Here is a 24395-nt window from a genome sequence, read left to right as displayed (position 1 = left end):
ACGACCGCACATGACTTCTACGCGCATAGACCCCGAGATCATCCGCCGGCTGCCCAAGGTCGTGCTGCACGACCACCTCGACGGCGGCCTGCGCCCCGCCACCGTGGTGGAGCTCGCGGAATCGGTCGGCCACACCCTGCCCACCACCGACCCGGACGAGCTCGCCGCCTGGTACTTCGACGCCGCGAACTCCGGTGACCTGGTGCGCTACATCGCCACCTTCGAGCACACCCTCGCCGTGCTGCAGAACCGCGAGGGCCTGCTGCGCGTCGCCGAGGAGTACGTCCTCGACCTCGCCGCCGACGGTGTTGTGTACGGCGAGGTGCGCTATGCCCCCGAGCTGAACACCAATGGCGGGCTCACGCTCGCCGAGGTCGTCGAGACCGTCCAGGAGGGTCTCGCCGCCGGTATGGCGAAGGCCGCGGCGGCGGGGACGCCGGTCCAGGTGCGGACGTTGCTGTGCGGGATGCGGATGTTCGACCGGGTCGGCGAGGCCGCCGACCTCGCGGTGGCCTTCCGGGACGCCGGTGTCGTCGGCTTCGACATCGCCGGTGCCGAGGACGGTTTCCCGCCCGCCGACCACCTCGCCGCCTTCGAGCACCTGCGCCGCGAGAGCGTCCCGTTCACCATCCACGCCGGTGAGGCGCACGGCCTGCCCAGCATCCACCAGGCCCTCCAGGTCTGCGGCGCCCAGCGCATCGGCCACGGCGTCCGCATCACCGAGGACATCGTCGACGGCAAGCTCGGCCGCCTCGCGGGCTGGGTCCGTGACCGTCGTATCGCCCTGGAGATGTGCCCGACCTCCAACCTCCAGACGGGCGCCGCCACTTCGATCGCCGAGCACCCCATCACCGCCCTGAAGGACCTCGGCTTCCGCGTCACCCTGAACACCGACAACCGACTGGTGTCCGGTACGACGATGACGCGCGAGATGTCCCTCCTGGTCGAGGAGGCGGGCTGGAGCGTCGAGGACCTGCGCACGGTCACGGTGAACGCCCTGAAGAGCGCGTTCATCCCGTACGACGAGCGCAAGGCCCTCATCGAGGACGTCGTCCTGCCGGGTTACGCCTCCGCGCTCTGAAGCAGCCCCCGCACATACTGGGCCTGTCCGACGTGCTCCAGATCGTCGGACAGGACGCTGACCAGCCGCACGCCCAGACTGACCGGCGGGTCCCAGCGCTCGTCCACGATCCGCTCGTAGTCCTCCGGGGTCAGCCCGCGCAGGTACTCCAGGGTCTGCTCGTGTACGGCGTCGTAGTACCCGGTCAGCTGCCCGGCCGACTCGACGCGCACCTTGCCGACCTGCTCGGAGGTGTGGCCGTATCCGTGGTCCCGGGGCGGTAGATCGAGTCCGAAGCGCTTCTCCCAGCCCTGGGTGAGCCACACCTGGTCGAGGCCGGCGGCATCGGCGACATGGTCGTCCTGGATGCGCGTGAGATGCCAGATCAGCCAGGCGATGGAGTTGGCGTCGGCGCCCACGCGCGCGTGCAGTTGGTCCGGGGTCAGGCCGTCGAGGGCGGCATGGACTTCTTCCTGGATACGGCCGTAGGCGTCAATGAGGATGTCGTTGGCATGCATACGGCCACCTTCGCGCATTGTCGTTCGTCACGCGGGCGGAGTCCCGGTTTCGAGGAGGGTCATGAGCGCCCTCGCCGCCGGACTGGTGGCCTGGGGAGGCGGCAGCAGTGCGACCGTCTCGTAGACCTCCTCGCCGGTGCCCTTGAGGGGGAGTGCGGTGAGGGGCTCGCGCTTGTGGCGGAAATGCTGGGGGACCACCGCGATACCGAGGTTCTCGTCGATCAGGTCGAGGAGGCTGTGCACGTCGTTGACCTCCAGTGCGACCGTCCGCCGTACGCCCGCGGTGGCGAAGACGGCGTCGGTGGTGCGGCGCGAGGCCCAGTCCGGGTGGAAGTCGACGAAGACCTCGCCGCCGAGATCGTCCGGAGTGACCGCCGCGCCGACCTGTGCGAGCCGGTGGCTGGGATGGCACAGCACGGTCATCGGCTCGCTGGTGAGGGACACCGAGCGCAGCTGGTCGGTGTCCGCCTGGGTGCGGTAGGCGAAGGCCAGGTCGAGGCGCCCGGCCGCGACCTCCTCCGCCAGCGCACCGGAGCCCGCCTGCCGCAGCCGGATCTCCACGTCGGGATGCCGGCGCCGGAACGCGGCGAGCAGCCCCGCCACATGCACCCCGGCGATGCACTGCTCGGTGCCCAGGGAGAGGGTGCCGCGCAGCACGCCCTGCACCGCGGCCACCGCCTCGTGCGCCGACCGCACCTGCGCCAGAATGCGCTCCGCCTCGCCGAGCAGCGCCCGGCCGGCCTCCGTGAGCGTGACCCGGCGCGTGGTGCGGACGAACAGCGGGGTCTGCAACTCCCGCTCCAGGGCACGGATCGACGCCGACAGGCCCGACTGGGACACCATCAGCCGCTCGGCCGCCCGGGTGAAGTGCTGGTCCTCGGCCACGGCGATGAAATGCTGGAGATGACGCAGTTCCATGATTGAGAAGCGTAGCCGCTGAATTCCATCGGATTCTTCTGTTGGACCACTGCCCGCAGGTCGGACAGAGTGGACGACGGTTCCCTGGAACCGGTATCTCGTGTGCCAACCCCTCTGGAGTCGCGTTGTACACCGCACACCCCGACCGCTACACGGACCTGCCCTACCGGCGCACCGGACGCAGCGGCCTGAAACTTCCCGCGATCTCGCTCGGCCTGTGGCACAACTTCGGGCCCGACCGCCCGGTCGACACCCAGCGCGCCATCCTGCGCCGCGCCTTCGACCTCGGCGTCACCCACTTCGACCTGGCCAACAACTACGGCCCGCCCCCCGGCGCCGCCGAGTCCGCCCTCGGCGAGGCGCTGAAGGCGGACTTCGGGTCGTACCGCGACGAGCTCGTGATCTCCACCAAGGCCGGCTATCTGATGTGGCCCGGCCCCTACGGCGAGTGGGGTTCGCGCAAGTACGTGCTGTCCTCGCTGGACCAGAGCCTGAGCCGGATGGGCCTGGACTACGTCGACATCTTCTACTCGCACCGCCCCGACCCGGAGACTCCCCTGGAGGAGACGATGGGCGCCCTGCACTCCGCGGTCCAGCAGGGCAAGGCGCTCTACGTCGGCATCTCCAACTACTCGGCGGAGCAGACCCGGGAGGCCGCCCGCATCCTCGGCGAGCTGGGCACCCCGCTCCTCATCCACCAGCCGCGCTACTCGATGCTCGACCGCCGCCCCGAGGACGAGGGCCTGCTCGACGCCCTCGACGAGTTGCAGGTCGGGTCCATCGTCTTCTCCCCGCTGGAGCAGGGGCTGCTCAGCTCCCGCTACCTCGACGGCATCCCGGAGGGGTCCCGGGCGGCGAGCGACAGCCCGTTCCTGAACTCCGACGCCGTCACCGAGGACCTGGTGGGACAGCTCCGGGCCCTCGACGACATCGCCAAGGGACGCGGTCAGACCCTGGCCCAGCTCGCCCTCGCCTGGGTGCTGCGCGGCGGCCGGGTGACCTCCGCGCTGGTCGGTGCGAGCAGCCCGCAGCAGATCGAGGACAGCGTGGCGGCCACCCGCAACCTGGACTTCGACGCCGACGAGCTGGCCCGCATCGACGCGATCGTCAGGCCGTAACGGCTAGGCGGTCAGCTGCTTGCTGACCTCCCAGAGACGGGCCGCCGCCTCCGGGTCCACGGCGCGGGGGAGCACCCCGGGGATCGTGTCCCCGCCGGCCCAGGCGGCCTCGTTCTCGGGGGCCACCAGCGGGCTGATGTCGACGTTCTCGCAGTAGACGCCGCCCAGGCCGTCGAGCTGCGGGCTGGTCGCGCACCAGACGCTGGTGGCCGCGCCCTGCTGAACGTTCTTCATCTGGCGCTCGGGGTCGCGGATGGGCCTGCCCTCGTTGTCTAGCGCACCCGCAGCCTGGAGCATCTTCGGGTCGATGTGCCTGACCAGTCCGGTGTCGATGATCAGGCCCGGGTGCACGGCGAAGGCACGGATGCCCTGTGCCTTGCCGCGCCGGTCCACCTCCACGGCGAAGAGGGCGTTGGCCGTCTTCGACTGGCCGTAGGCGAGGAACGGCTCGTACGTCCGGTGCTCGAAGTTCAGGTCGTCGAAGTCGACGCCGGCGAAGCGGATGCCCCGCGACGACAGCACCACGACCCGCGCGCCCTTCGCCGCGACCAGCGCGGGCCACAGCCGGGTGGTCAGCTGGAAGTGCCCGAGGTGGTTGGTGGCGAACTGTGCCTCGTAGCCGCGCGCGTCCCGCGCCAGCGGCGTCGCCATGATCCCGGCGCTGTTCACCAGGAGGTGCAGCGGGCGCCCGGAGGCCAGGAACTTCTCCGCGAAGGTGTCGATGGACGCCGGGTCCAGCAGGTCGAGGTGCTCGACCTCGGCGCCGGGGACATCCTTGACGGCGGCCCGGGCGCGCTCGACATCCCGTGCCGGTACGACGATCTCGGCGCCGGCTGCGCGCAGGACGCGGGCCGTCTCCAGACCGATGCCGGAGTAGCCGCCGGTGACGATCGCGACCTTGCCGGTCAGGTCGATGCCCTTGATCACCTCCTCGGCGGTCGATGCTGCGCCGAAGCCGGAATTCAGGGGCTGCTGTGCGGTGGTCATGTCTGCTCTCTCCTCATCAGCTTGGGCTGTCCGGACCACCGTAGGTCGACCGTTCCGTACGATGAATACTTGAGAATCCGCATTACTTGCGTGATAGTTCGAGCATGTCTGCCGATCCACTGTCCGACGCCCTCGCCGTCGCCGATGCCCGCAGTGTGTTCTCCGGTGGCTTCACGGCCGGCGGGGACTGGGCGATCGAGCTGCGCGGACGTCACCGGCTGAAGGTGAAGGCCGTGCTGCGCGGCAGCTGTCTGCTGGTCCGTGAGGGCGGCGGTGAACCCCTGCGGCTCTCCGAGGGGGACGTGGTGGTCTCCGACGGCGACCAGCCGTACGTGCTGTGCAACCGGCCCGGCGTCGAACCGACCGACCCCGCCGACGTGGTCATGGACCCGGCGACGCGGATGGCCCGGCTCGGCCAGGGCGACGCGGTGGACGTCTCCTGTGTGTCCGGGCACATCGACCTGAGCCGGGACCGCGGCGACCTGCTGCGCCGGGCGCTGCCGGAGCTGGTCCACGTCCGGGCCGACTCGCCCGAGGCCGGCGTACTGCGGTGGCTCATCGGGCAGTTGGTGGCGGAGATGAGGACGAGTCGGGCCGGTGTCGAGTTCGTCTCGGCGCAGCTCGCGCAGCTGATGTTCGTGCAGGTGCTGCGGATCTGCCTGATCGAGGCGGACGGGCTGCCGCCCGGCTGGCTGCGTGCCCTCGCCGACGAACGGCTCGCCCCGGCGCTGCGCCTGATGCACGGCGACCCGGCCCACCCCTGGCAGCTGGAGGAACTGGCCCAGGCGGCGGCGATGTCCCGCACCACGTTCGCCGTACGGTTCAAGGAAGCGGCCGGGGTACCGCCCCTGACGTACCTGCTGAACTGGCGCATGAGCCTCGCTGCCCGGGCCCTCCGTCAGGACACCGCCCCGGTCGGGACGCTCGCCCGTTCCGTCGGCTACACCTCCGAGAGCGCCTTCAGCAACGCGTTCAAGCGGGCGGTCGGTGTGGCACCGCGGCGGTACCGCGAGGAGGCTTTGGCCAAGAGCTGAACCGCTGGGGCTGGCCTTTCGTACGACAGGCCAGCCCCAGCGGAGAAACTCCTCGCAGACGCCGGCCCTCAGGCCCCGGCGGGTACCCGGTCGAGGAACCCGAGCACGGAGCGGATACGACCGTCCGCGTCCAGCGTGATCACATCGAACCCGGCGACGGGTGCGGTGCCGTCGGCCTCGCTGACCAGCTCCCAGGCGAAGCGCGCGGTGTCGTGGTGCCCGTCGACGGCGCCCAGCGGACGGAAGGCGAACCCCGGGAACTGTTCGTGCGCCCCGGCGATCAGCCCCGCGATCTCCGCGTGGCCGGTGACAGTCGCCAACGGGTCGGTGTAGGTACCCTCGACGGACCAGGCGGCGGCGACCGCCTTCGCCAGTGCCTCCGGCTCGCCCGCGTTCCAGGCCTCGAAGTAGCGGGCGACGGCACTCTCGTATCGGTCGGTGTTCGCGGACATGGTGAATCAGCCTCCATCGAGGTCGTTCATGCTGGTCAGGGACCGGATGTCGGTGCGTGCCGACCCGGTGCCTCCACCATGCCGGGGCTCGCGGGAAGCGTCGATTACCCCTCGGGTAATGACGGCGGAAGATCGCCGGAAAGGGCACCCGAAGCATTTCAGCCAATAGAGGCTGTGAATATGCCAAGAGACTGGCTAAAAAGTCGTGGTGACAGTGTTTCAGGAGTGAACATACTCGTCTGCTAGGGCATAACTTCACGAGGCAAATCCGCCATCGTGCGCACCACCTGAGCCACCCGAGCCGCCATCAGAGCCGCATGGAAAGCGAGGCCCGACCGGCAATCGAGACACGCGACGGGGGAGTGATCGTGCACGACGAATTCCTGTGCCATGTCACCGCGTACGGCAGCTGCGGCGGCAAGCGCGTCGGGGTGCCTTTGGGAACCTACCGCGCTCCCACCCTGGCACTCGCCTTGTGGTGGTTACGGGACCGTGCGGTCTGGATGGCCGACCGGCTCGACCCGCAACCGGAGAACCCGCGCTTCCCCAGGCGAGCCCTGGTGCCGGTCGCCGACTCGGTGGTCGACGTGCCCAGGGCGTTACGCACCTGGAGCGGTGACGTCTCCCAACAGGAGGTCGTGGCCTACGAGTTGGCGGCCGGCCGATTAGTACGGATCGCCATCAGTGACGACACCACCGAGTACGAGCTGCTCGCCGAATCGGTGGACGCCCTCCGTATGCAGCGGACCACTCCGGCACTCGTCGTCCCCGTCGCCTGACATGTGTCGCCCGCGGTACACCCCTGACCGCTGACCGGGCGCACAGGTGAACGAATCGGTAGAATTCGGGGCATGTCAGAGCGGCCGATGGCGCCGACAGCGCCCGAACTCCTGCTGGAGACCGAGTCGGGCTCCACGGTCATGACCCCGAGCCGCGACTACCACGTCGGGCGCGACCCCCTCAGCGACATCGTCATCGACGACGCCCGGGTCTCCTGGCACCACGCGGTGCTGCGACCCGAGGCCGACCACTGGACGCTGGCGGACGAGCACAGCACGAACGGCACCTACGCCGACGGTCGCCGTGTCCAGGAGTGGGGCGTCGGTCCGGGCAGCGTGATCCGCTTCGGCAATCCGGCCGACGGTCCGTGCGTCACTCTGGCCGACCGCCCCGCCCCGGCACCCGAACGCCCCTCGGCCGTGTCCATGCCCGCCTTCACCGGCACGTTCCGGCAACCGACCACCGTACGGCCGCTGCCCGCCCGTACCGTCCGCATCGGCAGGGCCGCCGACAACGACCTCGTCGTCGACGACCTGATCGTCTCCCGCCGCCACGCCGAACTGCGCGCCATGCCGGACGGCACGTACGAGATCGTCGACCTCGGCAGCCACAACGGCACCTACCTCAACGGCCAGCCCGTCGCCCGCGCCCCGGTCGGGCCGGGCGACATCGTCGGTATTGGACACTCCGCGTTCTGTCTCGTCGGCGACCAGCTGCAGGAGTACGTCGACACCGGCGAGGTCTCCCTCGACGTACAGGACCTCACGGTCGCCGTCGACCGCGGCCGTAAGGTCCTCCTCGACCAGGTGTCGTTCCCGGTCGGCGAGAAATGCCTGCTCGCCGTCGTCGGACCCAGCGGCGCCGGCAAGTCCACGCTTCTCAACGCGCTCACCGGCCAGCGCCCCGCCGATCGCGGCACCGTCCTGTACGACGGACGCGACCTCTACCGCGACTATGCCGAACTGCGCCAGCGCATCGGCCTCGTCCCGCAGGACGACATCCTGCACGCCCAGCTGACCGTCCACAGCGCCCTGTCCTACGCGGCCGAACTCCGCTTCCCCCAGGACACGGCCAAGGCCGAGCGGCGCGCCCGGGTCGACGAAGTCGTACGGGAACTCGGCCTCGAACAGCGCGCCGGGCAGCCCGTGCACAGCCTCTCCGGCGGCCAGCGCAAGCGCGTCAGCGTGGCCCTGGAACTGCTCACCAAGCCCTCGCTGCTCTTCCTCGACGAACCGACCTCCGGCCTCGACCCGGGCATGGACCGCTCGGTGATGCACATGCTGCGCGGCCTCGCCGACGACGGCCGTACCGTCATCGTCGTCACCCACAGTGTCCTCAGCCTCGACGTCTGCGACCGGCTCCTGGTGCTCGCGCCCGGCGGCAAGGTCGCCTACTACGGACCGCCCGACGACGCCCTCGCCTTCTTCGGCTTCGAGCACTGGCCGGAGGCGTTCGAGGCCTTCGAGCGGGACCAGGAGCGGGACTGGGCGAGGGAGTTCGCGGAATCGCCCTTCCAACGCCAGTACATCCGCAACTCGACCGCGCAGCCCCACCAGCTCGGCTCCGGCCCCGTCGCCGTGGCGCCGCCGCCCCGGCCCCGCAGCCGCAGCGCACAACTCGGCACCCTGGTCCGCCGCTACACCGCGGCCCTCGGCGCCGACCGGACCTTCCTCGCCATCATGATCGCGCTGCCGTTCGTGATGGGTGCGATGGCCCGCGCGCTCGCCGGGAGCAGGCTGACCCAGGAGACGGCGATGAACGCGCTGCTCATCCTGTGCGTCGGCGGTGTGCTGACCGGCGCGGCCAACGCCGTGCGCGAACTCGTCAAGGAACGGGCGATCTACCGGCGCGAGAGAGCCGTCGGCCTGTCCAGATCGGCGTATCTGTTGTCCAAGGTCGTCGTGCTGGGCGCGATCACCGTGGCGCAGGCCGTGGTGCTCACCCTGGTCGGCCTGTTCGGCGTCGACCTCAACGCGCCGGGCGGCAAAGGGGTGTTGATGCCACCCCTGATCGAAATCACCGTGGCCGTGGCCCTGTTGGCCTTCACGGCGATGATGCTCGGCCTGCTGGTCTCCGCGATGGTGCGCAAGGAGGAGGTGACGATGCCGCTGCTCGTGCTGCTCGCCATCGTCCAAGTGGTGTTCTGCGGCGCCCTGTTGAAACTGCACGGTGTACCCGGCCTCGAACAGCTCTCCTGGCTGGTGCCCTCGCGATGGGCGCTCGGCGGGATGGCCGGCACCGTCGGGCTGGCCCGGATCGTGCCGGGCGAGCTGACCGGCGATCCGCTGTTCCGGCACTCGGCCGGGGTGTGGCTGCTCAACATGGGCATGCTGGTCGTGCTGTCGCTGCTCTTCGGCATCCTGGTGTCCCGACTGCTGCGGCGGCACGAACCCGCCGTGATGCGGAAGTAGGGCGCCACGATGACGACCCCCGGCTTCCGGCCCACGCACGTCGTCCCCGAGCACGGGATGCCCGCCTGGGAGGCCCCGGACCCCGCCCGCCCCACCGTGCCGCTCGATGCGCTGCTGCCCGTGCAGTTGTTGGAACGGCGCGGCGACTGGGCCCATGCCCTGTGCTCCAACGGCTGGTCGGCGTGGGTCGACGGCCGCCATCTGATTTCCGTCTCCCAGGACCCGCCCGCCGCCGGTGGCCCGCTGACCCGCACCGCCGACCCACGCCCGCTGCTCGCCCGCGCCGAACAGGCCCTCGTCCGCTACCGCAGCGCCGTGGAGGATCTCGCGGGCGGCGGCCTCGACGGCGCGTCCTTCGAGGCCCGCACCAAGGGCCTGCGGATCGGAGTGGTCGTCGACGGCGAATCCGTCTGGCTCTACGACGCCGACCACGAGCGCTGGGTGTACGGCGACGGCACCCGGCTCAGCACCTACGCCTCCGACGACGGACCCCACGCCGAACCGGCCGACCCCGGCCACGCTCCCACCCAGGTCGTGAGTCCCGATGGCCCGTGACGCGAGCCTCTTCTCCGGCCGTCCCTCCGAGCTGATCGGGCAGCAGATCGCCGGATACCGCATCGAGGACGAGATCGGCCGCGGTGGCATGGCCGTCGTCTACCGCGCCCACGACCTGCGCCTCGACCGCACGGTCGCCCTCAAACTGCTCGCCCCCGAACTCGCCCGCAACGACACCTTCCGCAAACGCTTCACCCACGAGTCCCGCGTCGCCGCCGCGATCGACCACCCGCACATCGTGCCCGTCTTCGAGGCGGGCGAGACGGACGGCGTCCTGTACATCGCCATGCGCTACGTCTCCGGCAGCGACCTGCGTCATCTCCTGGACCGGGCGGGCCCGTTGGCGCTCCCGACGGCCACGCGCATCGCCACGCAGGTCGCGTCCGCGCTGGACGCGGCCCACGAGCACGGGCTGGTCCACCGGGACGTGAAACCCGGCAACATCCTGGTCGCCCGGGGTACCGACGACGACCACCCCGAGCACGTGTACCTCACCGACTTCGGCCTGACGAAGAAGTCGCTGTCCCTGACCGGGTTCACGACCGTGGGGCAGTTCGTCGGCACGCTCGACTACGTGGCTCCTGAGCAGATCTCCGGGCGGCCGGTCGACGGGCGGTGCGATGTGTACGGCCTCGCCTGCGTCGTCTACGAGACCCTCGCGGGGCGGCCGCCGTTCCGGCGCGACGACGACATGGCTCTGCTGTGGGCCCACCAGTACGACGTGCCGCCGGCGGTCACCGAGTCCCGGCCGGAGCTGCCGGCTCACGTGGACGCGGTCTTCGCGAGGGCGTTGGCGAAGAGTCCGGATGATCGGTACGAGTCGTGCCTTGCATTCGTCACGGAGTTGCGGGGTGGTGTTGCCGGGCATGCGGCGACGGAGGTGGATCTGCGGGTGGGTGGAGTACCGGACAGGCGGCCACCGGCGCCGCCGCGGTGGGCGGAGCCGGTGTTCAGGCGGCTGAACTAGTTGTCTGTCGTCTGCGGGTTCGTTGTGGCTGGTCGCGCAGTTCCCCGCGCCCCATTCAACGGCACGCGTCGCGCCGACACCCTGCGATGCCCGATGCGCCAACTCGCCCCCACCCGCACCACCGTGTCGACATACGTCACCGATCCGCATGAGCCGTCCGCCTTGATGCCCAGACCCTTTGACCGGACCCGGGCGCCTCCCTCGGCCAGCTCCTCGATCACCACGTTCGTGACGTGATGCGCGACGGGGTTCCCTGCGCCCAACGCGAGGGACGCGTCCACGAGTTCGGCCAGGCCGGTGACCGTGCCCTGGCCGAAGTCGGTCAGGTCGTACTCGACGTCCGGGGTGAACACCTCGGCCATGCGGTCCAGTTCGCCCTCGTCGGCCAGGTGACCGTGCAGTGCGATCAACTCCGTTATGGCCAGGCGGTCTTCGAGGAGCAACGCCATGTCTGTCCTTCCCTCGGCTGCGCGCACACTCTCACGCCGGAGGCTGCGGCTGCGCGGGAATTTCGATCTCGCCCCGCCGGTGTACGGGCCTCGCCAGCAGTGCTCCCAGGAATCCCGCGACCAACCCCCACAGCGCGGCGAGCCCCACCGCGGACCACAACTCGGGCTTCAGGAACAGGTCTCCGGACAGGCCGCCGCCCACGTCGCCGATGCCGAGGAGGGAGAGGCCGTAGTGGGCGGAGACGCGGCCGACGAGGCAGATCATGAGGACGGCGAGGGCGAAGGCGACGGCCAGGTGGACGGCGTGCTGCCAGGCGCGTACGTGGGCCGGTGAGCGGGCGGCCATCAGGAAGGCGGCGGCCAACAGCAGGACCGCGTCCATCACCAGGAGCCACCACACCCTGCCGTCGTAGGAGGCGAGCGAGCTGAGGTTGAGCGTGGAGATGTCCGGGGTGCGCAGTACCTCGTCCAGCAGGTGGGGCATGGGCAGGCCGAAGGGGCCGTCGACGCGGCCGTTCCAGGTGGCGCCCAGGCCGATCGTCAGGGTCAGCCAGACCAGGTTCGGCATGCCGAGCAGGATCAGGGCGAAGGTCTGGCCGGCGTACCCGCGTGTCGCGGCGACGACGAGGGACATGGCGACGCCGAGCGCGACGTAGGCGAGCAGGAGGGCCACCACGGCGTACGCGGCCGGGCGTACGGATGCGTGGAAGCGCAGCAGCCGGGCCGGGAGCGGCGCTCTTGGCGACACCAGGAGGGCCAGCACCAGGACCCCCGCCAGCCACAGCAACCCGAAGAGCACGGTCTGCGCTACGTCCGCCTCGAAACCGACCTCGGGTGACGCGCCGAGCAGGTCGCCGATGTCGCCGAGTGTTCCGCTGCCGAGGGAGATCGAGAACTTCTGGCGCGCGCCGAGAGCCAGTCCGATCAGGGCGAGCAGCCACAGGACGGCGATGCGGGCGGCCCAGCCGGCCAGTTCCGCGGCCGAGGCGACCGCGCGGTGCCGCAGGGGCCGTAGGAAACCGGTCGCGGTCGCCAGGGCGCCGGCCAGGGTCACCGAGAGGGGGATGACGGTCATGCCGGCTTTTGTGTCGGCCAGGGCGCCGGCGTTCCCGGAGAGTTTCACCGTGCCGCCGACGGCCGTCACCACCGTTGCCGTGACGACCCGGGGGAACGCGCCGTCGGGGAGGTCCGTCGCGCCCGCCGCCCACAGGCCCAGCGCGGCGACCACGCCCATGGTGAGCATCCCGGCCAGCACCGTGCTCAGGGCCTGGACCCAGCCGTGGCGGGCGACTGCCTGGTCAGAGGGGGTTCGGGGGGTCACGTCTGCCACGCTAAGCAGCCCCCGGGAAGCGCGCCCGCCGGGAGGGCCGTCCGCGTCGGCTTGCGGGCGGACCGGGACCGGAGCACACAATGGGTTCGTTGTGGATAAAGCGGCATGGATCTGTATAGATCGCCTGAAATGCCGCTCGAGCCGCGTCGGGAAGAAGAGCTCGTGAGCGTCGAACCTCCGTCTTCAGGCCGCCCCACCGGACCGCCCTCAGGCCCGCTGTCGGGACCCTCCCAGCCGCCTTCGGGCCCGCCCTCGCAGCCCTCGGGCAGCGGCGGCGCCGGGGCACCGGAGCCGCACCGCCCCTGGTGGAAGTCGGCGCCGCGCGTCGCGATCCTCACGACCGCCGTCGTGGCCGCCGTCGTCCTGGCCATCGTCTTCACCAGCTCCGGCGGTGGCTCCGGCAAGACGGCGACCAAGGGCGAGGTCTTCCTCCAAGCCGCGGCCAAGACCGGGCCCGACCCGTTCACCGAGTCCACGGCGAAGGAGAACTCCGCCCCGCCCGTCTCCGCCTCGCCCACCGCCTCGGAACCGGTGAACGCGGTACGCGGCGTCGACGGCGGCGCCCCCGGCCTCTACGGGGGCACCCAGAACGTCTCCAGCTGTGACGTGGAGAAGCAGATCAAGGCGCTCCAGGCGGCCCCGGCGAAGGAAAAGGCCTTCGCGTCCGTCGTCGGCGTCCAGCCCGCCGGAGTCCCCGCCTACCTGCGCTCGCTCACCCCCGTACAGCTGCGGATGGACACCCGCGTCACCAACCACGGCTACCGCGACGGCGTCGCCACCAGCTACCAGGCCGTCCTCCAGGCGGGTACCGCCGTCCTCGTCGACAGCCACGGCGTGCCTCGCGTGCGCTGCGCCTGCGGCAACCCGCTCTCGCCGCCCGTCGCCCAGCAGACCACCCCGAAGCGGACCGGCGACACCTGGTCGTCGTACCGGCCGCAGAACGTCGTCGTGGTCACCCCCGCACCGCAGATCATCAACATCTTCGTGATCTACGACCCCCACCACGGCGACTGGTTCGGGCGCCACCACGGCGACACGGGCCGGCACGACCACAAGACCCCGCCGCCGGTGAACCCGGCCAGCCCCTCGGTGACCGTGTCCCCGCCGACCTCACCGCCGACGTCACCGTCCTCCAACTCCCCGTCGCCGTGCGCCTCCTCGGCCGCCCCCGGCACGCCGGGCACGCCCGGCACGTCCACGAGCCCGTGCCCGCCGATGTCGAGCGCGCCGTCCTCGAAGTCGCCGAGCTCCGAGTCCCCGTCCTCCGAACCGCCGTCGACGGAGTCGTCAGCAGCCTCTTCGGCCTCCTCGGCATCTTCGTCTCCACCCGAATCGGTCGCCTCCGACACGACCACGACGTCCGCCTCCACGTCGGCGTCCACCTTCAGCGCGCCGGTTTCCTCGGCGACGAGTTCACCGTCACTCTGATCGGGGGGACTGTCGGGCGTGGTGCTGGGTACGAGCACTGATACGACAGCGACCGGCCTAGCCGCCTTCCGAGAGAGACACGCATGATCGACCACCGGGACGGGGCAGTGATACCGACTCGTTTCGACGTGCCCGTGGAACCGCTGAGGCGGGCGGCGCACTACACCGGAGAACCGGGCTGCATCTCCGCGGCACGGCACTTCACCCACCAGTTCCTGGAGCAGCTCAGAACCGAGTGGTGCGCCACGATCTCCGACCAGGCCGACGGCGAACTGCTGCTGGTGGTCAGTGAGTTGGTCACCAACGCGGACCGGCACAGCAACGGCCCGTACATCCTGGAACTGGAGGGCACGGACGCCTCGGTGACGGTGTCCGTCTGCGACAGCAGCGTCGCCCTGCCCCGCCTCTTCGCCCGCGACCCCGAGCGCATCGGGCGGCACGGCCTGGAGATAGTCCACGCCCTGGCCGAGCAGGTGACCGTCGAGCGGGTACCGGTCGGCAAGCGGGTGCGCGCCGTGGTGCCCCTGGGCGGCGGCGAGGAACGCTAGGACGTCAGGTCCCGGTCCGGGTGGCCGTGATCAACTCGTGGAAGTACCGCTTGGTGACCCGGCCGCCGTGCCGGGTCTCCAGCAGCTCTCTGAGGCAGGCCAGGAGGCCCTGGCGCGAGGGCTCGTCCAGAGCGAGATGGTTGGAGTACGTGAGCACGACATCGATGTACTCGTCGGTCGTGTACGTGATCTCCTGCGCGCCGCGCCGCACCGTGACGTCCTCGAAGTGCGCGGAGCGCTCGAACTCCCCGGTGTCCGTTGCCGATTCGTCCTCGGTGGGACTCCTGAAGCCGGGCACTGTGGTCGGTTCCCACCGCTCGTAGCAGCGCTGCATCCGGTCGAAGAAGTCCTGGGTGCCGCCCGCCACATGGTGGGTGGTGACGACCGCGAGGTGCCCGCCGGGACGCAGCGCGGCCGCCGCCTTCGCCACGAACTTCCCTGGATCGAACCAGTGGTACGCCGTCGCGATCACCACCAGGTCGAACGGCTCGGCCGGCAGTTCCCACAGCTCGAAGTCGGCCACCTCCACGTCCACCCGCGGGAACGCGCTCAGATTGCGCCGGGCCACGGCGGCGAGCGCCGGCCCCAGCTCGACGGCGGTCAGCCGACAGCCGAACTCGGCCAGCGGGACGGTGAGTTGACCGGTCCCGGGAGCGATCTCCAGAACCCTGCTGTGTGGGCCGAGGCCCGCCGTGCGGGCCAGCTCCTCGACCAGCGGGCGCGGATACCGGGGCCGAGCCCTGTCGTACCGCTCGGCTACCTGGTCGAACGTGTCGCGCAGCACCGTTCCCGCACCCTTCGCATCGGCGATTCCACCCAGGGCAGAATGCTGATCCCTTGCCCTGGCGTCCAACGCTTTTAGTCTGAGGGGGTGACCAACCAAGCGCCGAACCAAGCCCGCGTGATCCCCCTGCGCCCGCACGAGCCGGCCCCCCACCTGCCGGAGCCCACGGTTCCCGCGCCCAAGGAACCCCTGTGGCGCGACCTGGTCGGTGACGTCCTACGGCGCGAACGCCTCGCCCAGGAACGCACGTTGAAGGATGTGGCCGACGCCGCCCGGATCTCCATGCCGTATCTCTCGGAGGTGGAGCGGGGCCGCAAGGAGGCCTCCTCGGAGGTTCTCGCGGCTGCCGCCCACGCCCTCGGTCTCGACCTCGGCGATCTGCTGTCGCTGGCCCACAGCGAACTCACCGAGCACCGCAACAGGCGTCAGGGCAGGGTGAGTTCGCCGTACAACGGGTTGTGCCTGGTCGCCGCCTGACGGTGTCGCTCAGACCCCGGCGAGGCGTCGGCTGACGACCTCGTCGGCGAGGCCGTACGCCACGGCCTCGTGTGCGGTGAACACCTTGTCCCGGTCCATGTCGGCACGCAGCGTGGCGATGTCGTGCTGCGTGTGCCGCGACAGCACCTCCTCGACCTGGGCGCGGATCCGCACCATCTCCTTCGCCTGGAGGGCGAGATCGGAGACCATGCCGCGCTGCCCGCCGCTCGCCGGCTGACCGAGCAGCACGCGCGCGTGCTCCAGGACGAACCGGCGTCCGGAGTCTCCGCCGGCCAGCAGCACGGCCGCCGTCGAGGCGGCCTGGCCGACGCAGAACGTCGAGATCGGGGCCTGCACGTACGTCATGGTGTCGTAGATCGCCATGAGCGAAGTGAACGAGCCGCCTGGGGAGTTGATGTAGATCGCGATCTCGCTCTCCGGGGACGACGACTCCAGATGGAGGAGTTGCGCGATGACGACGTTGGCGACGCCGTCGTCGATCTCGGTGCCGAGGAAGATGATCCGCTCGGACAGCAGGCGGCTGAAGACGTCGTAGGACCGCTCGCCGTTCGGGGTCCGTTCGACGACGTTCGGAATCGTGTACGTCCCCATGTCAGAGCCCCATCCGTCGCTTCGAGGCGGCCGGGCGCACGTCGGCCAGTGAGGCCACGACCCCGTCCACCATGCCGTACTCCTTGGCCTGTTCCGCCGTGAACCAGCGGTCGCGGTCGCCGTCGCGGGAGATGGTCTCCTCGCTCTGGCCGGTGTGCCGGGCGGTGAGGCGTTCGATGGTCTTCTTCGTGTGCTCCAGGTTCTCCGCCTGGATCTCGATGTCGGCGGTGGTGCCGCCGATGCCCGCCGACGGCTGGTGCATCATGACGCGGGCATGGGGGAGGGCGTAGCGCTTGCCGGGGGCGCCGACGGTCAGCAGGAACTGGCCCATGCTCGCGGCGAATCCCATCACCAGCGTCGAGACGTCGTTCGGGATCAGCTGCATGGTGTCGTAGATGGCGAGGCCAGCCGTCACCGAGCCGCCGGGGCTGTTGACGTACAGGCTGATGTCCGTGCGCGGGTCCTCCGCGGACAGGAGCAGCAACTGGGCGCAGACCCGGTTCGCGGAGACCTCGTCGACCTGCGTGCCGAGGAAGACGATCCGCTGCGCGAGGAGCTGCGCTGCCAGGTGGTCGTCGAAGCGGGAGGGCGGGGTGTCGCCCTCCTCGGCGCGAGGCATGAGGGCCGGGGCGAGACCGGCGGTGAGTGGAGACATCGGTCCTCCTTGTCGAGGCTGTGTGGTGTCTCCACTGTCGGCCGGGAGCCGCCCGAACTGCGGGTTTCTAGGCTCCTAGCAGATTCGCCGTGGGCAGAGCCGTCAGTCGGCCCCCCTTCCGCTCACTCGGCGTCCTTCTCGCGGAGCTGTCGGAAGAAGGCCCGCACGTCCTGCGCCAGCAGGTCCGGTTCCTCCATCGCGGCGAAGTGGCCGCCCCGGTCGAGCTTGGTCCAGCGGACGATGTTCTCGGTGCGCTCGGCCTTGTGGCGGAGCGGGATCTGGATCTCGGCCGGGAACAGGGCGAGCGCGGTGGGGGCGGTGGACGGGAGGGTGGGCGCGGTGGCCCGTACTCCGGTGGCGTGGGCCCGCTCGTAGTAGATCCGGGCGGCCGAACCGGCGGTCCCCGTCAGCCAGTACAGCATCACGTTCGTGAGCAGCCGGTCCCGGTCGACGGCCTCCTCGGGCAGCTCCTCCGAGTCGGTCCACTCCCTGAACTTCTCGACGATCCAGGCGAGTTGGCCCACCGGCGAGTCCGTGAGGCCGTACGCCAGGGTCTGCGGGCGGGTGGCGTGGAGGACGGCGTATCCGGTGCCCTCGGCCTGCCAGGCGGTCCAGCGGCGCCAGGACTCCAGGGCGTCCGCCTGCTCCTCGGGACCGAGCGCGGCCAGCTCCTCGGCGGTGGGCTCGGTGAGTGCCTGCGCGCCCGGCAACAGGTTGAGGTGGACGCCGATGACACGGTCGGGGTGGGCGCGGCCCAGCCCGCGGGAGATCGCCGCGCCCCAGTCGCCGCCCTGCGCGCCGAACCGCTCGTAACCGAGCCGCCGCATCAGCTCCGCCCAGGCGTCGGCGATGCGGCCCGCTTCCCAGCCGGTGTCGGCGGGTGGCCCGGACAGTCCGAAGCCCGGGATGCTGGGCACGACCACGTGGAAGGCGTCGGCCGGGTCGCCGCCGTGGGCCGCCGGATCGGTCAACAGGCCCACGATGTCGACGAATTCGACGATCGAGCCCGGCCAGCCGTGCGTGATGATCAGCGGGGTGGCGTCCGGTTCCGGGGAGCGGATGTGCGCGAAGTGGACGTTCGATCCGTCGATGGTGGTCGTGAACTGCGGCCACGCGTTCAGCTCGGCCTCGGCTGCCCGCCAGTCGTACTCGTGCCGCCAGTACCGCACCAGCTCCCGCAGATAGCCGGCCGGCACGCCGTAGGCCCAGCCCGTGCCGGGCAGCTCGTCGGGCCAGCGGGTGCGGTCGAGGCGGTCGTGCAGGTCGTCGAGGTCGACCTGGGGGATGTCGATGCGGAAAGGCTCGATACGGGATGGGTGGACGCTGTCTGCCTGCGAGGACGTCATGGGGTCCGACACTAGTTCCGGGCGGCGGATCGGCCACCTGAATTGTCCGGCGTCCCGACCGATGAGTTTCGCGGCGGGCGTCAGTCGATACAGATGACCGTGTTCGATGCCCCCGGAGCCCATGGAGGAGCTCATGACCACCGACGCACTCACCGACGGATTCACCACGTGTCTCTGGTTCGACGGCCAGGCCGAGGAAGCCGCCCACCACTACGTGTCGATCTTCAAGAACTCCAGCATCGGTCGCATCAGCCACTACGGCGAGGGCGCCCCGCAGCCGGCGGGCTCGGTGCTCACGGTGGAGTTCACGGCCTTCGGCCAGAAGTTCGTCGCGCTGAACGGCGGCCCGATGTTCAAGTTCACCGAGGCGATCTCCTTCCAGATCCCCTGCGCGAACCAGGAGGACATCGACTACTACTGGGCCAAGCTCATCGACGGCGGCGGAGAGCCCGGCCCCTGCGGCTGGCTCAAGGACAAGTACGGTCTGTCCTGGCAGGTCGTCCCCGACCGGCTCATCGAGATGATCACCGACCCGGACCCCGCGAAGGTCGCCCGGGCCACCGAGTCCTTCATGGCGATGGGCAAGTTCGACCTCGCCGCGCTGGAGAAGGCCTTCGCGGGGGAGTGACGGCCGGACCGGACGGGGTGGCCGGGATCAGCTCTCGCTGTCCAGCAGCAGCGCGTGCAACTCGGCTGCCCGCCGGGCCAGTTGCTCCGCATGGTCGGCCTCGGTGCGGGTGCGCGGGCGGGGCAGGGCGATGTCGAGGACCGTACGTATCCGGCCGGGCCGGGGCGTGAGGACGATCACCCGATCGGCGAGCAGGACCGCCTCGTCCACGGAGTGGGTGACGAGGACGACGGTGGACGGATGTTCGCGGTGCGTCCGCTGCAACTCGGCGCACAACTCGTCCCGGGTGAGCGCGTCGAGCGCGGAGAACGGCTCGTCCATCAGCAGTACCCGGGGCCGCTGCATGAGCGACCGGCACAGTGCCACGCGCTGCTGCATCCCGCCGGACAGCTCGTGCGGCAGGCGCCGCTGGAAGCCGTCGAGGCCCATCGTCTCGATCAGTCCCAGCGCCAGTTTCCGTGCGCCATCGCCGCGCTCGCCGGAAATCTCCGCAGGCAGCAGCACGTTGTCCAGCACCGACCGCCACGGCAGCAGCGCCGGGCGCTGGAAGAGGACGGCGCAGTCGCGGCGCGGCCCGGTGACGGCATGGCCGCCCATCAGCACCTCGCCCCGCGTCGGCGGCACCAGCCCGGCGATCAGCCGCAGCAGCGTCGACTTGCCGCAACCGGAACGCCCGACGACCGCCACGAACTCACCGTCGTCCGCCTCCAGATCGATGCCGTGAAGCGCTTCGACGGAGCCCCGCCGATGTGCGAACTCCTTGGACACACCCCGTAGTTGGATCATCCGTCGACTCCCGCCGGCCGCCGTGCGCGGAGTACCGAAAATCGCTCTGCTGGATTGTGGCACGCACGCGTACGCTTTTCCGGATCGCGACCCCGGCGATAACGCCCCACCGACTGCCGCCGTCCCCCCACCCATTCCCCCTCCGGGGAGGTCGCATGATCCGCTCCTACCGTACGACCGCGGTGTTCTGCGCGACGCTCACGTTACTGGCCGCCGCTGCCTGTGACTCCAACTCGTCCTCGAAGAGCACGAGTTCGGCCAAGGATCACCTCACCTATGTCACCGCCTTCGGCGCGGCGGGACGGGACGCCTTCGCCTGGGTGGCCGAGCAGAAGGGCTATTTCAGGGACGCCGGAATCGACGTACAGATCGAACTCGGAAAGGCCACCGGCGAGAATCTCAAGGCCCTCGCCTCCGGGAAAGCCCAGTTCACGAGTCTCGACCTGACGGGCGCGATGATTTCCACCGGCGCCAGGAACTCCACGGGCTACCGCGACTTCCGCGCCGTGCTCGCCATCCACCAGCGCACGCTCGTCTCCATCATGGCCATGCAGGGCTCAGGCATCACAACGCCGAAGGACCTCAAGGGCAAACGGATCGCGGCCGCCGCCAACTCCGTGAACCAGATGCTCTTCCCCGGCTACGCCAAACTCGCCGGGATCGACACGGCCGGAATCCACTGGATCGCCGTCCAGCCCGTCCAGTTGGGCCCGGCACTCGCCAGCGGAAAGGCCGACGCGCTCAGCACGTTCCTGATCGGCCGGCCCACCGTCGAGAAGGCCACCGTGCAGGCCAGGTCGAAGCACGTCGTGGTGTTTCCCTACAGCACCTACCTGCCCGACCTGTACGGCAACGCCACGGTCACCACGGCCTCCCTCGCCACCAAGAAGCCCGACCTGGTCAAGCGCTTCCGCGCCGCCCTGCTCAAGGCGCTGAAGTACACGATCCAACACCCGGACGAGGCGGGGAAGTTGCTGCACTCCAAGCACCCGGAGACGGACGCCACCGCCGCGGCCGCCGAGATCAAGCTGATGACACCGGCGGTGACGGCCGAGGGCACGGAGAACATCGGGCTGATCACCCAGGCCCGGATGCAGCGTGCCCTCTCCAGTCTGCAGAACGCCGGGGTCATCCAGCCCGGTCTGACCCCGCAGGACGTCGTCGACTTCGCGGCCATGAAGGAGAGTTGACGGCTGTGGAGACCCCGCACTCGTACGTCTTCGACAACGACCATCCGGAGGCCGCCGACCGGCACGGCCAACTCCCTGCGATCCTCGACGAGTTCACGATCTCGCGGCTCTCGTCCCTGGGCGATCTGACCGGCCTGCGCTGTCTGGAGACCGGCGCCGGGGGCGGCAGCATCGCCGAGTGGCTCGCCCGCGCGTCGGGACCGACGGGGCGGGTGCTGGCCACCGACGTCAACACCCGTCATCTGCCACCGAGTCCACCGTACGACGTGCTGGTGCACGACCTGGAGAACGAACCGGTGCCGGAGGGCCCCTGGGACGTGATCCACGCCCGCCTGGTGCTGCTGCATCTGCCCGGACGGGAGGCCGTGCTCCGGAGGCTCGCGGCGGTACTCGCACCCGGTGGCGCGCTGGTGGTGGAGGACTTCGAGACGACCTTCCGCAAGATGGTGCTCGCGGCCCCCACCCCGCAGGCCGCCCAACTGGTGGACCTCTACCACGAGTTGCTCGTCGAACGGGTGCTGCCCGCCCACGGCAACGACCCCACCTGGGCGGGCCGGGCGCCCGCCGCCATGCTGGAGGCAGGTCTGACCGACGTGGACACCGTGATCCAGGCCCGGTCCTGGCCGGGCGGCACCGCGGGCGCGCTGCTGATCGGCGCGAACATCGCGCAGGCACGGGAGGACTTCCTGGCGGCCGGCATGACCGAAGCCCAGCTGGACGAGCTGAGCCGGCTCGTCACCGATCCCCGGCTCGTGGTGCGCGGCCACTTCACCTACTCGACCATTGGCCGCAGGCCCCCGGCGTGAAACGTGTCCCGTCGGCGCGGGTCCTCGGCGTGAGACGCGTCCTGGCGGCGGGCCCCCCGGTCCTCGCGACCGTGTGCGCCCTGGCGGGGTGGTGGCTGATCACCGTCGCCTTCGACATCCGGCCGTTCCTGCTGCCGTCGCCGCCCGATGTCGTCGACGCCTTCGAGCGGCTGCCCGGCTATCTGCTGCGGCAGAGCTGGCAGACGTTCGCCGAGACGGCCGTCGGCTTCGGCCTGGCGGTCGGCGCGGGACTGGCGACCGCCGTGCTGCTCACCGCGTCCCGTGGCGTGGAGCGTGCGGTCATGCCGCTCCTGGTCGCCGTCAACGCCGTACCCAAGATCGCGGTGGCACCGCTCCTCGTGGTCTGGCTCGGCTTCGGGACCGCCCCGAAGGTGTTCATGGTGGCCCTGCTCGCCTGGTTCCCCGTGGTCGTGTCGACGATGGCCGGGCTGACCTCGGTCCCCCTGGAGCTGACCGAACTGGCCCACTCCCTCACCGCCTCCCGCTGGCAGACGTACCGAAAACTCCGCATCCCCTGGGCCCTGCCCCAGGTCTTCGTCGGCCTGCGCCTCGGCGTCACCCTGGCCGTCGTCGGCGCGGTCGTCGGCGAGTTCGCGGGCGGCGACCAGGGCCTCGGCTACGTCATCGTGGCCTCCGGCGGCAACGCCGACACCCCTCTCGCCTTCGCGGCGATGGCCCTGCTCAGCGTCATGAGCGTCCTGCTCTTCTACGTCGTCGTCCTCGCGGAGCGGGCGCTGCTGCCCTGGGCCCGCGAGATCACCGGCTGAGCGACCGCACGGGCCATACCGACAACCCCTGCGCGACGCCTCCCGGTAACCAGTGCGTTTCGGACGTTAATTTCCGCCTCCAAAGGGTTGGCGGGAAACCATCCCCTCGTTATCGTTCACGCACTTCACTCAATCGTTCCGCTGAACGAATAGCTGAACGAATAGCGACAAGGACGGTCGGTACATGTCCGACATCCACCACCCGGGCCGCCGGTCGGTGCTCGCCGCGGGCGTCGCCTCGGCCGCCGCGCTCGGCGGGTCCTGGCTGCTGACCGGCTGTACCGGGGCCTCGGCCGCCCCCGTCCTGCCGGCCGCGGCCGCGAAGGGCGCCCCCGACCGCGGCGGCACCCTGCGCATCGCCCGGCCGCCCGCCTCCGACGCCGAGACCCTCGACCCGGCCAGCTCGCTGTCCGCGTACGAGTACCTGGGCGCCCTCTACAACCGGCTCGTCCGCGTCGCAGCGAACGGCGAGCTCGCCCCCGACCTCGCCGAGTCCTGGGAGACCGACGCCAAGGCCCGCACCTGGACCTTCCGTCTCCGCAAGGGCGTCGCCTTCCACAACGGCCGCGCCTTCACCTCCGCCGACGCCGCCTACACCCTGCGTCATATCCTTGACAAGACGACGGCGTCCCCGCAGGCCGCGGTACTCGCCCCGCTGATCGACCCCGAGAAGCTGGGCACCCCGGACGCCCACACCCTCGTAGTCCCGCTGAAGAGCCCGAACGCCGAGTTTCCCAGCCTGCTGACGCACTACAACTGCTACGTCATCCCCGACGGCAGCGCGAAGTCCATCGGCCGCACCGGCATCGGCACCGGCCCCTTCAAGCTTGAGTCGTTCGCCCCGGCGGGCCCCGGCCGTGTCACCGCGTACAAGGACCACTTCGCGGGCCGCCCCGTCCTCGACGCGATTGCCTTCTACTCGGTCGCCGACATGTCGGCCCGCTCAAATGCCCTGCTGGCAGGCCAAGTTGACCTGCTCTCGCAGACCAACCTCGACTTCGCGACGGCCCGTGTGGTCGCCGCCTCGGACCGCGCGACCATCGCCCGCGTGAAGAACGCCCAGTGGTACGTGCTCCCGATGCTCACCACCGAGAAGCCCTTCACCGACGTCCGCGTCCGCCAGGCGATGAAGCTCGCCTACGACCCCGAGCACGTCGTGCAGGTCGCCCTCCAGGGCGCGGGCACCCCCGGCTGGGACAACCCCGTACCGCCGAGCGACCCCGCGTACATCTCCGCGCACCCGAAGCACGACCCGGAGAAGGCGAAGTACCTGCTGAAGCAGGCCGGCCACGAGGGCCTGGCGATGGACCTCTACACCTCCTCCTACGACCCGCTGTTCACGCCGATGGCGCTCGCCTACCAGGACTCGGCGAAGCGGGCCGGTATCCGCATCAAGGTCAAGACGGCCTCCGCGGACTCCTACTACACCCAGATCTGGATGAAGAAGCCGCTGATGGCCACCTACTGGTTCACGGGCCGGCCCGTCGACCAGCTCTTCACCCAGATCTTCCGCAGCGGCTCCTCCTACAACGAGACCGCCTGGTCCGACAAGGAATTCGACGCGGTGCTCGACCGGGCGCGCGCCGAGATCGACGAGACCAAACGGCGCGAACTGTACGGCGAGGCGCAGACGTTGGTGATCGAGAGAGGCGGGGCGATGACCCCGATGTTCGCCGACCGGCTCGTCGGCATCTCCCGCAAGGTGCGCGGATACGCCGAGCACGGCTTCGAGTTCGACTATCTCAACATCGGCCTGAAGGGAGCCTGA

The 24395-nt window shown here is 70.3% G+C and carries 26 protein-coding genes; 15 read left to right on the top strand and 11 right to left on the bottom strand.

What is annotated here, in order from left to right; genetic code table 11:
- The first annotated feature begins 10 nt into the window (after positions 1-10).
- The gene (locus tag OO70_RS07495) at positions 11-1081 is read left to right on the top strand and encodes an adenosine deaminase (RefSeq protein ID WP_043665880.1); all 1071 of its coding nucleotides are present in this window, start codon (positions 11-13) and stop codon (positions 1079-1081) included.
- Here OO70_RS07495 and OO70_RS07490 read toward each other — a convergent pair.
- Positions 1063-1578: a mycothiol transferase gene (locus tag OO70_RS07490; RefSeq protein WP_043665877.1), complete on the bottom strand. Its 516-nt coding sequence runs from the start codon at positions 1576-1578 to the stop codon at positions 1063-1065. The two genes, OO70_RS07495 and OO70_RS07490, sit on opposite strands and share 19 nt — an antisense overlap.
- 27 nt (positions 1579-1605) lie before the next feature.
- Positions 1606-2496 carry a LysR substrate-binding domain-containing protein gene (locus tag OO70_RS07485; protein WP_043665874.1) on the bottom strand — a complete coding sequence of 297 codons (891 nt, stop codon included), beginning with the start codon at positions 2494-2496 and terminating at the stop codon, positions 1606-1608.
- A 125-nt stretch (positions 2497-2621) separates the two neighbouring features.
- Here OO70_RS07485 and mgrA point away from each other — a divergent pair, with 125 nt between their 5' ends.
- Entirely contained in the window at positions 2622-3614 is a 993-nt protein-coding gene (gene mgrA / locus OO70_RS07480) for an L-glyceraldehyde 3-phosphate reductase (protein ID WP_043665872.1), read from the top strand.
- Between the two features lie 3 nt (positions 3615-3617).
- On the opposite strand, the gene OO70_RS07475 is transcribed toward mgrA, so the two are convergent.
- Entirely contained in the window at positions 3618-4601 is a 984-nt protein-coding gene (locus tag OO70_RS07475) for an oxidoreductase (protein ID WP_043665869.1), read from the bottom strand.
- A 104-nt stretch (positions 4602-4705) separates the two neighbouring features.
- Here OO70_RS07475 and OO70_RS07470 point away from each other — a divergent pair, with 104 nt between their 5' ends.
- Positions 4706-5635 carry an AraC family transcriptional regulator gene (locus OO70_RS07470; RefSeq protein WP_051740846.1) on the top strand — a complete coding sequence of 310 codons (930 nt, stop codon included), beginning with the start codon at positions 4706-4708 and terminating at the stop codon, positions 5633-5635.
- Between the two features lie 68 nt (positions 5636-5703).
- Here the strand turns inward: OO70_RS07470 and OO70_RS07465 are convergent, their stop codons facing one another.
- Positions 5704-6087, bottom strand: a complete 384-nt coding sequence (locus tag OO70_RS07465; protein WP_043665861.1) for a nuclear transport factor 2 family protein — start codon at positions 6085-6087, stop codon at positions 5704-5706.
- A gap of 368 nt (positions 6088-6455) precedes the next feature.
- On the opposite strand from OO70_RS07465, the gene OO70_RS07460 reads away from it, so the two are divergent.
- From OO70_RS07460 to OO70_RS07445, 4 genes are all read left to right on the top strand, one after another.
- Positions 6456-6866: a hypothetical protein gene (locus OO70_RS07460; RefSeq protein WP_043666776.1), complete on the top strand. Its 411-nt coding sequence runs from the start codon at positions 6456-6458 to the stop codon at positions 6864-6866.
- A gap of 72 nt (positions 6867-6938) precedes the next feature.
- Positions 6939-9278: an ABC transporter ATP-binding protein/permease gene (locus tag OO70_RS07455; RefSeq protein WP_043665858.1), complete on the top strand. Its 2340-nt coding sequence runs from the start codon at positions 6939-6941 to the stop codon at positions 9276-9278.
- Positions 9279-9287: 9 nt separating this feature from the next.
- Positions 9288-9833: a hypothetical protein gene (locus OO70_RS07450; protein WP_043665855.1), complete on the top strand. Its 546-nt coding sequence runs from the start codon at positions 9288-9290 to the stop codon at positions 9831-9833.
- Positions 9823-10800, top strand: coding sequence for a serine/threonine-protein kinase (locus OO70_RS07445; protein WP_043665852.1), 978 nt, complete (start codon positions 9823-9825; stop codon positions 10798-10800). Before OO70_RS07450 ends, OO70_RS07445 begins: the two co-directional genes overlap by 11 nt.
- On the opposite strand, the gene OO70_RS07440 is transcribed toward OO70_RS07445, so the two are convergent.
- Both OO70_RS07440 and OO70_RS07435 read right to left on the bottom strand, forming a co-directional pair.
- Entirely contained in the window at positions 10797-11249 is a 453-nt protein-coding gene (locus OO70_RS07440; protein ID WP_043665849.1) for a nuclear transport factor 2 family protein, read from the bottom strand. The two genes, OO70_RS07445 and OO70_RS07440, sit on opposite strands and share 4 nt — an antisense overlap.
- Positions 11250-11280: 31 nt before the next feature.
- Positions 11281-12570, bottom strand: coding sequence for a streptophobe family protein (locus tag OO70_RS07435; protein ID WP_043665847.1), 1290 nt, complete (start codon positions 12568-12570; stop codon positions 11281-11283).
- A gap of 171 nt (positions 12571-12741) precedes the next feature.
- On the opposite strand from OO70_RS07435, the gene OO70_RS07430 reads away from it, so the two are divergent.
- Together OO70_RS07430 and OO70_RS07425 are read left to right on the top strand one after the other, a co-directional pair.
- Entirely contained in the window at positions 12742-14007 is a 1266-nt protein-coding gene (locus OO70_RS07430; RefSeq protein WP_199827268.1) for a DUF6777 domain-containing protein, read from the top strand.
- An 83-nt stretch (positions 14008-14090) separates the two neighbouring features.
- Entirely contained in the window at positions 14091-14555 is a 465-nt protein-coding gene (locus OO70_RS07425; protein ID WP_043665844.1) for an ATP-binding protein, read from the top strand.
- Positions 14556-14559: 4 nt separating this feature from the next.
- On the opposite strand, the gene OO70_RS07420 is transcribed toward OO70_RS07425, so the two are convergent.
- Positions 14560-15339 carry a class I SAM-dependent methyltransferase gene (locus OO70_RS07420; protein ID WP_043665842.1) on the bottom strand — a complete coding sequence of 260 codons (780 nt, stop codon included), beginning with the start codon at positions 15337-15339 and terminating at the stop codon, positions 14560-14562.
- An 87-nt stretch (positions 15340-15426) separates the two neighbouring features.
- Between OO70_RS07420 and OO70_RS07415 the strand changes: the two genes are divergently transcribed.
- Positions 15427-15816, top strand: a complete 390-nt coding sequence (locus OO70_RS07415) for a helix-turn-helix domain-containing protein (protein ID WP_043665837.1) — start codon at positions 15427-15429, stop codon at positions 15814-15816.
- Positions 15817-15825: 9 nt separating this feature from the next.
- Here the strand turns inward: OO70_RS07415 and OO70_RS07410 are convergent, their stop codons facing one another.
- The 3 genes from OO70_RS07410 to OO70_RS07400 all read right to left on the bottom strand — a co-directional run bounded on the left by OO70_RS07410 (position 15826) and on the right by OO70_RS07400 (position 18429).
- Entirely contained in the window at positions 15826-16428 is a 603-nt protein-coding gene (locus tag OO70_RS07410; protein WP_043665834.1) for a ClpP family protease, read from the bottom strand.
- A gap of 1 nt (position 16429) precedes the next feature.
- Complete coding sequence (locus tag OO70_RS07405; protein ID WP_043665831.1) at positions 16430-17083, bottom strand: ATP-dependent Clp protease proteolytic subunit; 654 nt, start codon at positions 17081-17083, stop codon at positions 16430-16432.
- Between the two features lie 122 nt (positions 17084-17205).
- Complete coding sequence (locus OO70_RS07400; RefSeq protein WP_043666772.1) at positions 17206-18429, bottom strand: epoxide hydrolase family protein; 1224 nt, start codon at positions 18427-18429, stop codon at positions 17206-17208.
- A gap of 121 nt (positions 18430-18550) precedes the next feature.
- On the opposite strand from OO70_RS07400, the gene OO70_RS07395 reads away from it, so the two are divergent.
- Positions 18551-19057, top strand: coding sequence for a VOC family protein (locus OO70_RS07395; RefSeq protein WP_078651317.1), 507 nt, complete (start codon positions 18551-18553; stop codon positions 19055-19057).
- 27 nt (positions 19058-19084) lie between these two features.
- On the opposite strand, the gene OO70_RS07390 is transcribed toward OO70_RS07395, so the two are convergent.
- A complete protein-coding gene (locus OO70_RS07390) occupies positions 19085-19843 on the bottom strand; it encodes an ABC transporter ATP-binding protein (protein WP_043665828.1) in 759 nt (252 codons plus the stop codon).
- Between the two features lie 155 nt (positions 19844-19998).
- Between OO70_RS07390 and OO70_RS07385 the strand changes: the two genes are divergently transcribed.
- The 4 genes from OO70_RS07385 to OO70_RS07370 all read left to right on the top strand — a co-directional run bounded on the left by OO70_RS07385 (position 19999) and on the right by OO70_RS07370 (position 24395).
- On the top strand, positions 19999-21033 hold the full coding sequence (locus tag OO70_RS07385; RefSeq protein WP_051740844.1) for an ABC transporter substrate-binding protein: 1035 nt from the start codon (positions 19999-20001) through the stop codon (positions 21031-21033).
- A gap of 5 nt (positions 21034-21038) precedes the next feature.
- Positions 21039-21839, top strand: coding sequence for a class I SAM-dependent methyltransferase (locus OO70_RS07380; RefSeq protein ID WP_234336778.1), 801 nt, complete (start codon positions 21039-21041; stop codon positions 21837-21839).
- Positions 21836-22627 carry an ABC transporter permease gene (locus OO70_RS07375; RefSeq protein WP_234336777.1) on the top strand — a complete coding sequence of 264 codons (792 nt, stop codon included), beginning with the start codon at positions 21836-21838 and terminating at the stop codon, positions 22625-22627. The genes OO70_RS07380 and OO70_RS07375 overlap by 4 nt, the downstream gene beginning before the upstream one ends.
- Before the next feature lie 184 nt (positions 22628-22811).
- Positions 22812-24395 (top strand): ABC transporter substrate-binding protein, encoded by a 1584-nt coding sequence (locus OO70_RS07370; protein WP_043665822.1) that lies wholly within the window; start codon positions 22812-22814, stop codon positions 24393-24395.

Source organism: Streptomyces xylophagus (assembly GCF_000716435.1).
In the GTDB taxonomy this organism is placed as follows: domain Bacteria; phylum Actinomycetota; class Actinomycetes; order Streptomycetales; family Streptomycetaceae; genus Streptomyces; species Streptomyces xylophagus.
The sequence above is the reverse complement of the archived record's forward strand: the minus strand, read 5'-3'. Positions and strand labels throughout refer to the sequence as shown.